Consider the following 14,840-nt stretch of genomic DNA (forward strand, 5'->3'; position numbering starts at 1 on the left):
GCAACAGTTGATGAGCTCGTGCAATGGATGGTGCAGGACGCCTCGCTCGATCGCAGAGGCCTCAAGCTGACCTGAAAGCCGCTGCCCTTGGCGCGGCAATCCTGCTGCGCGAGTATGTCTCGGCCCGCCTTCCGCGTGTTCGCTTTGCGCGAGGCACGAAGCAAGGCAGGCGATCCATCCGACGAGACCTTGCGCCGGCGCAGGCCGCGCTCGCGCCGATGGTCGAGCGCGAGGCGCCGCCGCGCGTGGTCGAACTCGTCGAGCGCTATCTGCCGCGCCGGCTCGGCACCGTGGCGACGGTGGTCCTCTTGTTCGGCAGTGTCTGGCTCGGCATCGTCAAGGGCGGCCATGCGCAGGACGTCAGTGTGGCGTTGTCCGACACCCGCAACGCGCTCGCCAATGCGGCCGGGTTCCGCATCACGGCTGTTGCGATCAACGGCCGGAAGCAGCTTACCCAGGACGAGATCCTCGCGGTCGGCGGCGTTACCGGCCGCTCCTCGTTGCTGTTCCTGGATGCCGCCGCAGTGCGTGACAGGCTCAAAGCCAACCCCTGGATCGCCGACGCCACGGTGCAGAAGTTCTTTCCGAACCAGCTGCAGATCGATGTCGTCGAGCGCAAGGCGTTCGCGCTCTGGCAGCAGGACGGTCGCCTCTCGGTCATCGCCGAGGACGGCGCCGTGCTCGAGCAATATGTCTCGCGCCGCTTCCTGACGCTGCCGCTCGTGGTCGGCAAGGGAGCCGAGAGCCGCGCGCGCGATTTCCTGGCGCTGCTCGCCCGCTACCCGCAGGTGCGCGCGGTCACCAAGGCCGCCGTATTCGTCGGCGAGCGGCGCTGGAACCTGCGGACCAAGGACGGCCTCGACATTCGCCTGCCCGAACATGATGTCGGCAACGCGCTCGCGACCCTGACCCAGCTCGATCAGGACGACAAGCTGTTCTCGCGCGACATCGTCGCCATCGACCTGCGGCTGCCGGACCGGCTGACGGTGCAGCTCTCCGAGGATGCGGGCAAGGCGCGCGACGAGCTGTTCAAGGACAAGAAGTCCAAGAAGAAGGCCGGTGACGCATGACCGGCTTCGATCGCCAGACTCCGAAGACGCGCCCGATGGGCCAGAAGCGCACCGCGCTCGTGGCCTCGCTCGACGTTGGCACCAGCAAGATCGCCTGCATGATCGCGCGGCTGAAGCCGGCGCCGCCGAGCGACGCGCTGCGCGGCCGCACCCACGCCGTCGAGCTGATCGGCTACAGCCAGATCCAGTCGCGCGGCGTCAAGGCCGGCGCCGTCGTCGATCCCGTCGAATGCGAGCAGGCGGTGCGGCAGGCGGTCGCGCTGGCCGAGCGCATGGCGAAGGTGCGGGTCGAATCCGTGCTGCTGCCGGTCGCAGGCGGCCGCGTCATGGGCCACCTGATCGAGGCCACCTCGGACATTCGCGGCGGCGCCGTCACCCAGGCCGATGTCAGTCGCGTCACCTCGACCGGCATGCACCACGCCACCGGCGACGGGCGCGCGGTGCTGCATGCCTTGCCCGTCGGCTACACGCTCGACGGCGTAAAGGGCATCCGCGATCCCCGCGGCATGCTGGCGCGGCAGTTCGGCGTCGACATGAACGTCGTCACGACCGACGCCACCGTGGCCAAGAACCTGATGCTCGTGGTCGAGCGCTGCCACCTCAACGTCGAGGCGATGGCGGCAAGCCCGTATGTTGCCGGGTTGTCGGTGCTGACCGACGACGAGGCCGATCTCGGCGCCGCCGTGGTCGAGATGGGGGCGGGCACCACCACGATCGCGATCTATTCCGGCGGCCGCTTCGTCCATGCCTCCGGTTTTGCGCTCGGCGGGCATCACGTGACCATGGATCTTGCGCGCGGACTATCAGCGTGCATTGCAGATGCCGAGCGAATCAAGACGTTATATGGCACGGTGCTGACTGGCGGGTCCGACGCGCGTGAGTTGATGTCTGTTCCGACGGCCGGTGACAACGAGCGGGATGTTCCGCAGATCGTGTCCCGCGCCACCATCGCGAACATCGTCAGGCACCGCGCAGAGGAGATTTTTGAAATGGTCCGCGACCGGCTGAAGGATTCGCCCTTTGCGGCAGAACCCAAGGCGCGCGTCGTCCTCAGCGGAGGCGCCTCTCAGCTGACGGGGCTGGTCGAGCTTGCGACCCGGATCCTCGACCGCCCGGTGCGCGTCGGCCGCCCGCTCGGCTTCGGTCGTCTCCCCAACGAGGCCAAGAACGCCGCCTTCGCGGTGCCGACGGGGCTGCTGGTCTATCCGCAATACGCGCACCTCGAACACGTCGAACCGCGGCATACGCGGCAGGTCGGGACAGGAACCGACGGCTACTTCGGAAAGGTCGGACGATGGCTACGCGAGGGCTTCTGATGACCGGTTTCCACCCCATGCGATTTTCAACAACACCAACCGCGGCCGGCGGCCGGGGCGAACCCACCCGCGCGTGATCGAGAGGCAATCATGGCACTCACTATTACACCTCCTGATATCCACGAGCTGAAGCCCCGGATCACCGTGTTCGGTGTCGGCGGCGCGGGCGGCAATGCCGTCAACAACATGATCACGGCCGGCCTGCAGGGGGTCGACTTCGTCGTCGCCAATACCGACGCGCAGGCGCTGACCATGTCCAAGGCGCAGCGCATCATTCAGATGGGCACGCAGGTGACCCAGGGCCTCGGCGCCGGCTCGCAGCCGGACGTTGGAGCTGCCGCCGCGCAGGAGGTGATCGACGAGATCCGCGATCATCTCTCGGGCGCCAACATGGTGTTCGTGACCGCCGGCATGGGTGGCGGAACCGGCACCGGTGCAGCCCCGGTCATTGCCAAGACCGCGCGCGAGATGAACATCCTCACGGTGGGCGTCGTCACCAAGCCGTTCCACTTCGAAGGCGCGCGCCGCATGCGCACCGCGGAGTCCGGCATCTCCGAGCTGCACAAGGTCGTCGACACCTTGCTGATCATCCCGAACCAGAACCTGTTCCGGGTCGCCAACGAGAAGACCACCTTCGCCGACGCCTTCGCGATGGCCGACCAGGTGCTGTATTCCGGCGTCGCCTGCATCACCGACCTGATGGTGAAGGAAGGCCTGATCAACCTCGATTTCGCCGACGTTCGCGCCGTGATGCGTGAGATGGGCAAGGCGATGATGGGCACCGGCGAAGCCTCCGGCGACAAGCGCGCGCTGACCGCCGCCGAAGCCGCCATCGCCAACCCGCTGATCGACGATTCCTCGATGAAGGGCGCGCGCGGCCTGTTGATCTCGATCACCGGCGGCAAGGATCTCACGCTGTTCGAGGTCGACGAAGCTGCGACCCGCATCCGCGAGGAGGTCGACCAGGACGCCAACATCATCGTCGGCGCCACCTTCGACGAATCGCTCGACGGGCTGATCCGGGTCTCGGTGGTCGCCACCGGCATCGAGCAGGCGCAGTTCAACCGCGGCGTCACGACGACTGCACAGCCGGCGGCGGCTGTCGCTCCGATTGCCGCCGCCCCGACCGCTGCCGCGGGTCTCCCTGAAAGCCGCCTCGCCGATCTGACTGCGCGCCTGCGCGCCGACAATCAGCGCCTGGCTGAACGCGCCGCCAAGCTCGAGCAGCAGGCGTCGCAGGCTCCGGCCGTCGCCGCGCCCGCGCCGATGGCGCCTGCGCCGCGTCCGGCTCCCAACCTCGAGCGCGACACGCTGGCCGCCGTTGCCGCCGCAATGGCCAGCGAGCCCGCGCCCGCGTCTGCGCCGGTCCAGCCCGCCTCCTATGGCGATGTGACGGTGCGCCCGATCGCGCAGAAGCCGTCCCTGTTCCCGGAACCGGAGGCGCAGCGCGCGGCCCCGATCGAGCCGGCGGCCCCGCCGGAGACGTTCATCCCGCAGGCCGCGGAGCGGGTTCCGTCGCGCGCGCCGCGCATGCCGAAGTTCGAGGACCTGCCGATGCCGGCCCAGGCCGAGATCCGGCAGGCGCGCGGCGACGAGGGCGATGAGCATCCGCAGAAGACCCGGATGTCGCTGCTGCAGCGTCTCGCCAATGTCGGTCTCGGCCGCCGCGACGAGGATGCCGAGCCGCCGCTGCCGGTGCGGACCGCGGGTCCTGCCATGCCGCAGATGCCGCCGCTGCCGGAACGGAAGCCGCAGCGGAACGTTGCTCAGCAGGTTGCGAGCCACGAATCGCCTGTCTCGGAATATGCCCGCCGTCCCGCACCCCAGGGTCTGGACGTCCATGGCCGTCCCGCGCCTGTGTCCCCGGCGCCACAGGGAGACGACCATTTGGATATCCCGGCCTTCCTGCGCCGGCAGGCCACCTGAGAATTGTTACAGCCCTGATGGTGCTGAACAGGCCCGGCTCGCGAGAGCCGGGCCTTTTCCATGGCTGTCCGGGGCCCGTCGATCGCCGTTCAACTAACTGATTTTAAATGATTAATTATTCTTTCGGTGTTTAGATCGGGAACCAGGAGGGTTAAGGCCACGTTCCAGTTTGGTTAAGGGTTGGCGCGAATACGGCAGAGATGGGGTAACAATCCGTAAAGAAGCGTGAGTTGGCGCTCTTTGGGGCTCTCGTTAAGTTCTGCCGTGACTTGGGGATGCCTGAAACTGAGTCGGTTCGCGAGGGGCGGCCGATAAGGGATCAGGCGGGGTCTTGGGCGATCGTCGATGAAATTCAGCCGGCAAACAACGCTTCGTTCGCAAGCCACCGTCACCGGTGTAGGCGTCCACTCTGGCGCGCCTGTCAGCCTGACGATCGGGCCTGCGCCGATCGATGCGGGAATCGTGTTCCTCCGCACCGGCCTCGATGGCGCTGACCGCGAGGTCCAGGCGTCCTTCGGCTCGGTGATCGCCACCGAGTTGGCGACGGTGCTCGGTGACCGCCACGGTGCGCTGGTGTCCACTGCCGAGCATGTGCTCGCCGCGCTGCGCGGCATGGGTGTCGACAACGCCCTGATCGAGGTCGACGGCCCCGAGGTTCCGATCATGGACGGCAGCGCTGCGCCGTTCGTCGCTGCCATCGACCAGGCCGGAATCGTCAATCAGTCGGCCCCGCGGCGCTACCTTCAGGTGCTCAAGCCGGTCCAGGTGACCATGGGCGCCTCCACGGGCGAGCTGCGTCCGAACAGCTCCGGCTTCCGGGTCGAAGCTGAAATCGATTTCACCAACCCCGTGATCGGCCGCCAAGCCTATCATTTCGAGCTCAGCCCCGAGCGCTTCCGCCGCGAGATCGCCCGCGCCCGCACCTTCGGCTGCATGAGCGACGTGTCGCGGCTGTGGAGCGCCGGCTTCGCGCTCGGTTCCTCCTTCGACAACACGCTGGTGTTCGACGAGGACCGCCTGCTCAATCCCGAAGGTCTGCGCTACGCCGACGAATGCGCCCGCCACAAGGTGCTGGACGCGATCGGCGATCTGGCGCTGGCCGGCCTGCCGATGCTCGGAACCTATCGTTCGGTCCGTGGCGGTCACAAGCTCAACCATGCGGTGCTGACTGCTCTGATGGCCGATCGCACCGCTTGGCGGATCGTCGAAGGCGAGACCGTGCGTCGTCCCCGCGTGGCCGCGGAGGTCGTCGGCGGCATGGTCGGTGGCATGGTCGCCCCGGCCTACGGCCCGGACGTGTCCTGAGCGGCGGCGTCCCGATCGGCTGATTCCGTCGGCTGACCTACGCAACGCGCGACATCGCCGGGAGCTTTGCTTTCGGCGTGGTTCAGATTTTTCCGTCTGCTTTTTTGTCAATGTTTGTTGCCGGCCGCGTCCTTCTCAGCGGCTGGACCCTCGGCATTTCGATGTTTTCCAACGGCTTCTTCAGCGGTAACCATGATGCGTGGCGGCAGCCTCGGTGTTGCCTTAATCCGGGCGGATTGGCTTCCTATGCGGTTGGTTGATGAAGTGTTTTCGGCTAGAGAGGCCGGGGCCGCGTGATGCGTGCCACCGGCGGGGCTCTTCCCTCGCGGTCATGAAGCGACCTTCATGGTGCGCGGCGTAGATCAGATCACAGGCATCGGGTTCCAAAGAAGCATGTCGATACAGCGTCTCACGCGCGACCTCCGTCATCCCGCAGCAAGCATCGGCCGGCTTAGGCTCGCCGCATCGCTGATCCTGCTGGCGCTGCCTCTGAGCGGCTGCGGAACAGGCGGACTGTGGGACAAATTCCTGGCCAAGGACGACACCTTCGTCGATGAGCCCGCGGACAAGCTCTACAATGAGGGCTTGTACCTGATGAATGAGAAGAAAGACGTCAAAGGCGCGACCAAGAAGTTCGAGGAGGTCGATCGCCAGCATCCTTATTCCGACTGGGCCCGCAAATCGCTGCTGATGTCGGCTTACGCCTCCTATCAGGCCGGCGACTACGACGGCTGCATCGGCGCCGCCACCCGCTACGTGACCCTGCACCCGGGCAGCCCGGACGCGGCCTATGCGCAGTACCTGATCGCCGCCTCGCATTACGACCAGATCCCGGACATCAGCCGCGACCAGGGCCGCACCGAGAAGGCCATCGCCTCGCTCGAGGAGGTGGTGCGCAAATATCCGACCTCCGAATACGCCACCAATGCCAAGGCCAAGCTGGAGGGCGCCCGCGATCAGCTCGCCGGCAAGGAGATGGATGTCGGCCGCTATTACATGCAGAAGCGCGACTACACCGCCGCCATCAACCGCTTCAAGGCGGTGGTGACGCAGTACCAGACCACGCGGCACGTCGAGGAAGCGCTGTATCGCTTGACCGAGGCCTACATGACGATCGGTATCGTCGGCGAAGCGCAGACCGCGGCGGCCGTGCTCGGGCACAATTTCCCCGACAGCAAGTGGTACAAGGACGCCTATAATCTCGTGAAGTCGGGCGGCGTCGAGCCCGAGGAGAACAAGGGCTCCTACATCTCGCGCGCCTTCAAGAAGCTCGGCCTGGGCTGAGCGATCGGCCGGATCACTCGTCTGATCTTGCTTTGTTCTATATTCTTGTTTTGTTCTCTTTTTGCTGCTAGCATCGAGTCGTTCGCTCAGGGGCGATCCGCCCCGTTACGAAGGACTTCGGTTCCATGCTGGCGCGACTGTCGATCCGTGACATCGTCCTGATCGAACGACTCGATCTCGAATTCTCGAATGGACTTGCGGTGCTGACCGGCGAGACCGGTGCCGGCAAGTCGATCCTGCTCGATGCGTTTGCTCTGGCTCTCGGCGGTCGTGGCGACGCCAGCCTGGTGCGCCATGGCGCCGACCAGGGGCAGGTCACGGCCGTGTTCGAGATCGGCAAAGATCATCCGGCCGCCAGGATTCTCGCCGCCAACGGCCTGGATGCCGATGGCGAGATGATCCTGCGCCGCGTTCAGTTCGGCGATGGCCGCACCCGCGCCTTCATCAACGACCAGTCGGTCAGCGTGCAGACGCTGAAGGCGATCGGCGCCACGCTGGTCGAAATCCACGGCCAGCATGACGAACGTGCGCTGGTCGACGCCGCCACCCACCGCCGGCTGCTGGATGCCTTTGCGGGCCTGGAGAAGGACGTCGCCGCGGTGGAAGCGCTGTGGGCAGCGCGCCGGACTGCGGTCACGGCGCTCGACGAGCATCGGGCGAGCATGGAGCGCGCGGCCCGCGAGGCCGATTATCTGCGGCATGCTTCGGACGAGCTGAAGAAGCTGGCGCCGAAGGAGGGCGAGGAGACGCAGCTCGCCGCCCGCCGCACGGCGATGATGCAGGGCGAGAAGATCGCGGGCGATCTGCGCGACGCGCAGGATGCCGTCAGCGGCCACCAGTCGCCGATCGCCGCGCTAGCCGCGGCGGTCCGCCGGTTGGAGCGCCGCGCGGTCAGCTCGCCCGCGCTGGTCGACCCGGCGGTCAAGGCGATCGATTCGGCGATCAACGCCCTGGAGGAGGCCGATCAGCATCTGACGGTGGCACTCGCGGCCACCGATTTCGATCCGCTGGAGCTGGAGCGCATCGAGGAGCGGTTGTTCGCGCTGCGCGCGGCCGCGCGCAAATATTCGACGCCGGTGGACGGTCTGGCTGCCTTGGCTGCCAAATATGCCGCCGACGTCGTCCTGATCGATGCCGGCGCCGAGCAGCTGAAGAAGCTGGAAGCAGCGGCGGCGGCAGCCGATGGGCGCTATGGCGCCGCGGCTGCCAAGCTGTCGGCAGCGCGGACCAAGTCGGCCGAGAAGCTGAACCGGGCCGTCCTTGCGGAACTCGGCCCGCTCAAGCTCGAGCGGGCCAAGTTCATGACCCAGGTCGACAGCGACGCCGAGGCGCCGGGGCCGGAAGGCATCGACCGTGTCGAGTTCTGGGTTCAGACCAACCCGGGCACGCGGCCGGGCCCGATGATGAAGGTCGCCTCGGGCGGCGAGCTGTCGCGGTTCCTACTGGCGCTCAAGGTCGTGCTGTCCGACCGCGGCTCGGCGCCGACCTTGGTGTTCGACGAGATCGACACCGGCGTCGGCGGCGCGGTCGCCGACGCCATCGGCGCCCGGCTGGCGCGGCTCGCGCACGGGGTTCAGGTGATGGCCGTGACCCACGCGCCGCAGGTCGCGGCCAGGGCGGACCAGCATCTGCTGATCTCCAAGGATGCGCTCGATCGCGGCAAGCGTGTCGTCACCCGGGTCAATACGCTGGCCACCCTGCACCGCCGCGAGGAAATCGCCCGCATGCTGGCCGGCGCCGAGGTCACCGCCGAAGCCCGCGCCGCCGCCGACCGCCTGCTGGAGGCCGCAGCGGCATAGCTGGAAACGGAGCAGCCGAACGCTTTGGCTCCGGGCGCGCATTGTGTACACCGTCGTTTCGGGACGGCCTCCGGGCGGTCCCGCCATGACGAGCAGATCATACGCATGCCCAAGACAGCAAAACCGAAGCAGCCCGTCGACGTTGCCGATCTCACCAAGGCCCAGGCCAAGGTGGAATGGAAGCGGCTGGCGCTGGAACTCGAGACCCACGACAGGCTCTATTATCAGGACGATGCGCCGAAGATCTCGGATGCCGCCTATGACGAGCTGCGTCGCCGCTTCAATGCGATCGAAAAGCGCTTCCCTGAGCTCGTCAGCAGCGAGTCGCCGTCGCAGAAGGTCGGCGCGGCGCCCTCCGGCCGGTTCAAGAAGGTGCGGCATGCGGTGCCGATGCTGTCGCTCGACAACGCCTTCGCCGAAGAGGACGTGCGCGACTTCGTCGGCCGCATTGCGCGCTTTCTCAAGCTCGCCGACGATCGCATCGATTTCTCCGCCGAGCCGAAAATCGATGGGCTGTCGATGTCGCTGCGCTACGAGGGCGGCGAACTGGTCACCGCCGCGACCCGCGGCGACGGCGCCGAGGGCGAGGAAGTCACCGCCAACATCCGCACCTTGAAGGACGTGCCGCACAAGCTGCACGGCCGCAACCTGCCCGACATCTGCGAGGTCCGCGGCGAGGTCTACATGACCAAGCAGGCCTTCCTCGCGCTCAACGAGCGCCAGAAGGAAGCGGGCGACACCATCTTCGCCAACCCGCGCAACTCAGCCGCAGGCTCGCTGCGACAGAAGGATCCGACCATCACCGCCTCGCGCCCCCTCGGCTTCTTCGCCTATGCCTGGGGCGAGATGAGCGCGATGCCGGCGGAGACGCAGAGCGGCATGATCAAATGGTTCGAGCGCTGCGGCTTCACCACCAATCCGCTCACCAGGCTCTGCCACTCCGTCGAGGAGCTGATCGCGTTCCATCGCCACATCGAGGAGCAGCGCGCCGAGCTCGACTACGACATCGACGGTGTCGTCTACAAGGTCGACCGCATCGACTGGCAGGAGCGGCTCGGCTTCGTGTCGCGCACGCCGCGCTGGGGCATTGCCCACAAGTTTCCGGCCGAGCGCGCCATGACCGTGCTCAAGGACATCGAGATCCAGGTCGGCCGCACCGGCTCGTTCACGCCGGTCGGCAAGCTGGAGCCGGTCGGCGTCGGCGGCGTCATCGTGCAGAATGTGACGCTGCACAATGAGGACTACATCAAGGGCATCGGCAACAAGGGCGAAGTGTTGCGCGAAGGCCGCGACATCCGGATCGGCGACACCGTGGTGATCCAGCGCGCCGGCGACGTCATCCCCCAGGTGGTCGACGTCCTCATCGACAAGCGGCCGAAGCACGCCAAGGAATTCCATTTCCCGAAGACGTGCCCGTGCCCGCTGCATACCGACGTCGTGCGGGAGGAGATCGCGACCGGCGAGGAGGGCTCGCGCGCCCGCTGCACCGGCGAGTTCGCCTGTCCGTTCCAGAAGATCGAGCACCTCAAGCTGTTCGCCTCGCGCCGCGCTTTCGATATCGACGGTCTCGGCGAGAAGCAGATCCAGTTCTTCTTCGACCAGGGCTGGGTCAAGGAGCCCGCCGACATCTTTACGCTGGCCGCGCGCAACGCCAGGCTGAAGCTCGAGGAGGTCGAGGGCTATGGCGAGACCTCGGTGCGCAATCTCTTCAATGCCATCGACGCCCGGCGCGAGATCGCGCTGGAGCGTTTCATCTACGCGCTTGGCATGCGCCATGTCGGCGAGACCACGGCGCTGGCGCTCGCGCGCGGCTACGGCTCATGGGATGCGTTCCACGACGCCTGTCTCAAGGTCGCCAGCGGCGACGAGGAGGCGATCGCGGAGATGGATGCGCTCGACCAGATCGGCGACACCGTGATCAAGAGCGTCGCCGCCTATTTCGGCGAGGACCACAATCGCGGCATCGTCGAGCGGCTGACGAAAGAGGTGAAGATCCTCGACGCGGAGAAGCCGAAGCGCAATTCGCCGATCGCGACCAAGACGGTGGTGTTCACCGGCACGCTGGAAAAGATGACGCGCGACGAGGCCAAGGCGACGGCCGAGCGGCTCGGTGCGAAAGTATCGGGCTCGGTGTCGAAGAAGACGGACTACGTCGTCGCCGGTCCCGGCGCGGGCTCAAAGCTGAAGGACGCACAGAAGCACGGCGTCCAGGTGCTGACCGAGGACGAGTGGCTGCAACTGATCGGGGAGTAGCTCGCGCGCTCGTCTGGTGCAGAAGGTGGTTGTGGCACCACAACTGTCATCATCCGCGAAAGCGGATGATGCAGTATTTCAGAGGCCGCAGTGGTTGGATCGAGGCGCCTCGGAATAATGCCCGCCTTCGCGGGGCATGACACCGCTTGTTCGCGAGGCTGTGCAGGTCGCGGCGCCTACGCGGGTAAGACCCCGAGAGCGGCGTGGGGGCGTACGGTCCTCACGCCGCCCCTCACATCACCCCGGCCTCATCCTCTTCCGCCGTCTCGATCAGCTCCTTCGTCACCTTCATCTGCGTGCGCGGAACCAGAAAGATCATGCTGCAGGCGCAGGCCAGCGACAACATGAGCATCGCCGACGTCAGCGGCAGCGTCGTTGCGTAGTGGCCGCCGAGATAGGCGCCGAGCTGCGACGTCAGCGCGCCCACGCCCATCTGCAGGAACCCCATCGCGCCGGAAGCGGTGCCCGCCGCGCCCGGCCGGACGCTGATCGCGCCGGCCGCGGAGTTCGCCATCACGGCGGCGTTGGCGAACATCAAGAGCATCTGCGTGCCGAACAGCACCGAGGGCACCTGGTTGAAGCCGAACAGGCTCCACGTGAAGTTCAGCGCGGCGCTGGCGAGCTGCAGTCCCAGGCCGAACCAGATCAGCCGATCGAGCGAGTGCCGTGGCGCGTAGCGCACGCAGAACAGGTTGCCGACGAAATAGGCGAAGCCGGTGGTCGCGAACCACGCGCCATATTCCGCCGAGGAGCGGCCCATCTGCACCTCGACGAGGTACGGCCCGCCGCCGGCGAAGGCGAAGATGATCTGCGACGCCAGCACCTGGCACAGCATATAGCCGAGGAAGGCGCGGCTCTTCACCAGCATCGCGACGTCGCGCCGGAAGCTCGCGCCTTCGACGCGGGCGGGGCGGGTCTCCGGCAGCGCCATGGTGACGGCGATCGCGATCACGATCGACAGCGCGGCCACGACGTAGAAGATGGCATGCCAGCCGAGCGCGATCTCGATCAGGCCGCCGGTCAGCGGCGACAGCATCTGCGCGATCATCATCACCGCGACGACGAGGCTGATCATCGCCCCGATGCGCTCGCGCGGATAGAGATCGCGGATGATGGCGCGGCTGATCACCATGCCGCTGGCGCCGCCGAGCGCCTGGAAGAAGCGCGCCGCGATCAGCTGGGCCAGGGTGTCGGCGAAGATGCAGCTGACGCTCGCGACGATCGACAGCGCGAGCCCGGCGAGCATCACGGGGCGGCGGCCGAAGCGGTCCGACAGCGGCCCGAGCAGCAGTTGCGAGATCGCAATGCCGGCCATGTAGAACGACACCGTCATCTGCACGACGGAGGCGTCGCGGCCAAAGGTGGTCGCGAGCATCGGCAGCGCCGGTACCAGCAGGTACAGCGAGATCGGCGCCAGCCCGGTCATCACGACCAGCAGGACCAGCATCGTGCGCGACGGAACGGCGCGCGGTGGCGCCGCTCCAGGCGGTCTGCTGATCATTCCATGCATGGTGCCGCTCAAATCAGGTGAACGCCCCGACTGTAGCGGCCTTCCATTTCGCGGAAATGCCTGTTTCGGCATGCGCCCATGCAGGCAGCGGGACGGCGCGCAGCCGGACCGTACGGCTGACTACAGTGGCGCTGTCGCCTGATCGAGCCAGCGCTGGTCGCCGTCGTCGAGCGCCGCTCGGACGGCGTCCCTGACCCGGGCATGATAGGCGTCGAGCCACGCGCGTTCCTCGGCGCTCAGCATCGCGACCTCGATCAGGCGCCGGTCGATCGGCGCCAGGGTCAGCGCCTCGAAGCCGTTCATCGGCTTCTCCGCGCCCGCGACGTCCTTCGCCACCACCAGCTCGAGGTTCTCGATGCGGATGCCGAACGCGTCGGTCTTGTAGTAGCCGGGCTCGTTGGACAGGATCATGCCGCGCTTCAGCGGCGTGGTGCCGAGCTTCGAAATCCGCGCGGGTCCCTCGTGCACCGACAGATAGCTGCCGACGCCGTGGCCGGTGCCGTGCTCGAAATCGATGCCGGCCTGCCACAGGAACTGCCGCGCCAGGGTGTCGAGCTGGGCGCCGGTGGTGCCGTCGGGGAAGATCGCGCGCGCGATCGCAAGGTGGCCGCGCAGCACGCGGGTGAAGCGATCGCGCATCTCCTCGGTCGGCGCGCCCACGGCGATCGTGCGGGTGACGTCGGTGGTGCCGTCCTGATATTGCGCGCCGGAATCGATCAGCAGCAGATCGCCCGGCATGATGCGGCGGTTGCTCTTGCGGGTGACGCGATAGTGCACGATGGCGCCGTTGGGACCGGTGCCCGAGATGGTCGGGAACGACACATCCTTGAGCGCGCCGGTGTCGCGGCGAAAGCTCTCCAGCGCCTCGACCGCATCGATCTCGGTTAACGAGCCCTTCGGCGCCTCGCGATCGATGAAGGCGAGAAAGCGGGCCAGCGCGACCGCATCGCGCTGATGGGCGCGCCGCGTGCCGTCGATCTCGACCGCGTTCTTGGCGGCCTTGAGCAGGCTGACCGGATCGGCGCCGCGCACCGCCTTGCCGCCGGCGCCCTGAATCAGGCGCGTCAGGGCATCGGCGGCCGTGGCGCTGTCGAGCGCGACGGCCGCGCCGGATTGCGCGAGCTCGGACAGGCGCGGTGTCAGCGCGTCCGGCTCCGCCACCTCGGCGCTCTGCTCGAGATGATCGCGCGTCAGGTTCGAGAGCTTGCGGGAATCGATGAAGATCGTCGGGCGTCCGGTCTTCGGCACCAGCGCATAGGACAGCGGCAGCGGCGTGTGCGAGACGTCGGCGCCGCGGATGTTGAAGGTCCAGGCGACGTTGTGGGAATCGGACAGGACGAGCGCCTCGACGCCGAGGCGCTCGATCTCCTGGCGGATCCGGCCGAGCTTGTCGGCCTCGCTCTCGCCGGACAATTCCGCGCCGTGGATGGCGACGGCGCCGAGCGGCGGCAGCGGCCGTTCGGTCCAGATGCTGTCGACCGGGTTGCGCTCGACCGGAACCAGCTCCGCGCCCGCCTTGGCGCAGGCGGCGGCCAGTCGTTCGGCCGCGGCCGTTGTATGCAGCCACGGATCGAAGCCGACGCGGTCGCCGCTCTGCAAATGGCGCGTCAGCCAGCTCTCCGGCGGCGGCTCGATCAGTGATTCCACCATCCAGGCCTTGCCGTCGACCTGCTTGCCGGCCTGCAGCGTGTAGCGGCCGTCGACGAAGAGCGCGGCCGCCTGCGACAGCACGATCGCAAGGCCGGCCGAGCCGGTGAAGCCGGTCAGCCACGCCAGCCTTTCCTCCGATGGCGGCACATATTCGTTCTGCTGCTGGTCGGCGCGCGGCACGATGAAGCCGGCGAGCTTGCGTCTGGCCAGCTCTTCGCGGAGCGCGGCGAGCCGCGCGGTCAGTGCCACGCCGGTTTCGGGTTCTTCGAACGTCTGGAACAGAGCTTCGAACATCGGTCTCATACTTTAGAAGTGAATCCTGCCGCGTCGGCGAATACTCCTTCAGCAGACAGTGCAGTGCACGAAGAATCTCCTTGCATTCGCCTGTGCAAAAAGATTTGCTGTCGCATGCCAGTCATCCGAAAGAGGTGCGGCGAGGAAACGTATGGACGTGACGACCACGATCGTAAAGATCATCCACGGTCGCATGATCCGGGGAGTGCCTCAACTCAACGGCGAGGGGATGCACGATGCCTGCTTTTACCTTCGAAAAATTATCGGCGCCCGCGCCGAGCGGACTGGCGTCCGCACCGGCCGAGAAGCCGCGCAGCGCGCTGGCGGATCTCGTCAATCGTCTCGTCGCGCCGCGCGGTCGACGTGCCCCGCGTAATCAGTCCGACTCCACCTCGCAGCAGAGCCAGCCGAAGACGTAATCGCGAACTTGCCG

Annotated in this window: 10 protein-coding genes; 8 read left to right on the forward strand and 2 right to left on the reverse strand. The window is 67.0% G+C overall.

Going from position 1 to position 14,840, the window contains the following annotated elements; all coding sequences use genetic code 11:
• Positions 1 to 23 precede the first annotated feature (23 nt).
• From QX010_RS21420 to ligA, 7 genes are all read left to right on the forward strand, one after another.
• Entirely contained in the window at positions 24 to 1,070 is a 1,047-nt protein-coding gene (locus QX010_RS21420; protein ID WP_315802121.1) for a cell division protein FtsQ/DivIB, read from the forward strand.
• Positions 1,067 to 2,386 carry a cell division protein FtsA gene (gene ftsA / locus QX010_RS21425; protein WP_008964399.1) on the forward strand — a complete coding sequence of 440 codons (1,320 nt, stop codon included), beginning with the start codon at positions 1,067 to 1,069 and terminating at the stop codon, positions 2,384 to 2,386. Before QX010_RS21420 ends, ftsA begins: the two co-directional genes overlap by 4 nt.
• Positions 2,387 to 2,476: 90 nt before the next feature.
• Positions 2,477 to 4,312, forward strand: coding sequence for a cell division protein FtsZ (gene ftsZ / locus QX010_RS21430; protein ID WP_315802122.1), 1,836 nt, complete (start codon positions 2,477 to 2,479; stop codon positions 4,310 to 4,312).
• 345 nt (positions 4,313 to 4,657) lie between these two features.
• Positions 4,658 to 5,617 (forward strand): UDP-3-O-acyl-N-acetylglucosamine deacetylase, encoded by a 960-nt coding sequence (lpxC, locus tag QX010_RS21435; RefSeq protein ID WP_315802123.1) that lies wholly within the window; start codon positions 4,658 to 4,660, stop codon positions 5,615 to 5,617.
• Between the two features lie 393 nt (positions 5,618 to 6,010).
• Positions 6,011 to 6,901, forward strand: coding sequence for an outer membrane protein assembly factor BamD (locus QX010_RS21440; protein ID WP_315802124.1), 891 nt, complete (start codon positions 6,011 to 6,013; stop codon positions 6,899 to 6,901).
• A 125-nt stretch (positions 6,902 to 7,026) separates the two neighbouring features.
• Positions 7,027 to 8,700 (forward strand): DNA repair protein RecN, encoded by a 1,674-nt coding sequence (recN, locus tag QX010_RS21445; RefSeq protein ID WP_316181723.1) that lies wholly within the window; start codon positions 7,027 to 7,029, stop codon positions 8,698 to 8,700.
• 105 nt (positions 8,701 to 8,805) lie between these two features.
• On the forward strand, positions 8,806 to 10,953 hold the full coding sequence (ligA, locus tag QX010_RS21450; RefSeq protein ID WP_316181725.1) for an NAD-dependent DNA ligase LigA: 2,148 nt from the start codon (positions 8,806 to 8,808) through the stop codon (positions 10,951 to 10,953).
• A 232-nt stretch (positions 10,954 to 11,185) separates the two neighbouring features.
• Here ligA and QX010_RS21455 read toward each other — a convergent pair whose 3' ends face one another.
• Together QX010_RS21455 and QX010_RS21460 are read right to left on the reverse strand one after the other, a co-directional pair.
• Positions 11,186 to 12,463, reverse strand: a complete 1,278-nt coding sequence (locus QX010_RS21455; RefSeq protein WP_316181726.1) for a multidrug effflux MFS transporter — start codon at positions 12,461 to 12,463, stop codon at positions 11,186 to 11,188.
• A gap of 120 nt (positions 12,464 to 12,583) precedes the next feature.
• Positions 12,584 to 14,407: an aminopeptidase P family protein gene (locus QX010_RS21460; protein ID WP_316181728.1), complete on the reverse strand. Its 1,824-nt coding sequence runs from the start codon at positions 14,405 to 14,407 to the stop codon at positions 12,584 to 12,586.
• A 236-nt stretch (positions 14,408 to 14,643) separates the two neighbouring features.
• Here QX010_RS21460 and QX010_RS21465 point away from each other — a divergent pair, with 236 nt between their 5' ends.
• Positions 14,644 to 14,826 (forward strand): hypothetical protein, encoded by a 183-nt coding sequence (locus QX010_RS21465; protein WP_316181730.1) that lies wholly within the window; start codon positions 14,644 to 14,646, stop codon positions 14,824 to 14,826.
• Positions 14,827 to 14,840: the final 14 nt, after the last annotated feature.

The sequence above is a fragment of the Bradyrhizobium sp. SZCCHNRI1009 genome, from assembly GCF_032487575.1.
Lineage (GTDB): Bacteria > Pseudomonadota > Alphaproteobacteria > Rhizobiales > Xanthobacteraceae > Bradyrhizobium.

Coding starts and splice junctions, on each gene's coding strand:
- QX010_RS21460 (WP_316181728.1), bottom strand. CDS start 14,407: ATGTTCGAAGCTCTGTTCCAGACGTTCGAAGAACCCGAAACCGGCGTG.
- lpxC (WP_315802123.1), top strand. CDS start 4,658: ATGAAATTCAGCCGGCAAACAACGCTTCGTTCGCAAGCCACCGTCACC.
- QX010_RS21455 (WP_316181726.1), bottom strand. CDS start 12,463: ATGCATGGAATGATCAGCAGACCGCCTGGAGCGGCGCCACCGCGCGCC.
- ftsA (WP_008964399.1), top strand. CDS start 1,067: ATGACCGGCTTCGATCGCCAGACTCCGAAGACGCGCCCGATGGGCCAG.
- QX010_RS21465 (WP_316181730.1), top strand. CDS start 14,644: ATGCCTGCTTTTACCTTCGAAAAATTATCGGCGCCCGCGCCGAGCGGA.
- recN (WP_316181723.1), top strand. CDS start 7,027: ATGCTGGCGCGACTGTCGATCCGTGACATCGTCCTGATCGAACGACTC.
- ftsZ (WP_315802122.1), top strand. CDS start 2,477: ATGGCACTCACTATTACACCTCCTGATATCCACGAGCTGAAGCCCCGG.
- ligA (WP_316181725.1), top strand. CDS start 8,806: ATGCCCAAGACAGCAAAACCGAAGCAGCCCGTCGACGTTGCCGATCTC.
- QX010_RS21440 (WP_315802124.1), top strand. CDS start 6,011: ATGTCGATACAGCGTCTCACGCGCGACCTCCGTCATCCCGCAGCAAGC.
- QX010_RS21420 (WP_315802121.1), top strand. CDS start 24: ATGGATGGTGCAGGACGCCTCGCTCGATCGCAGAGGCCTCAAGCTGAC.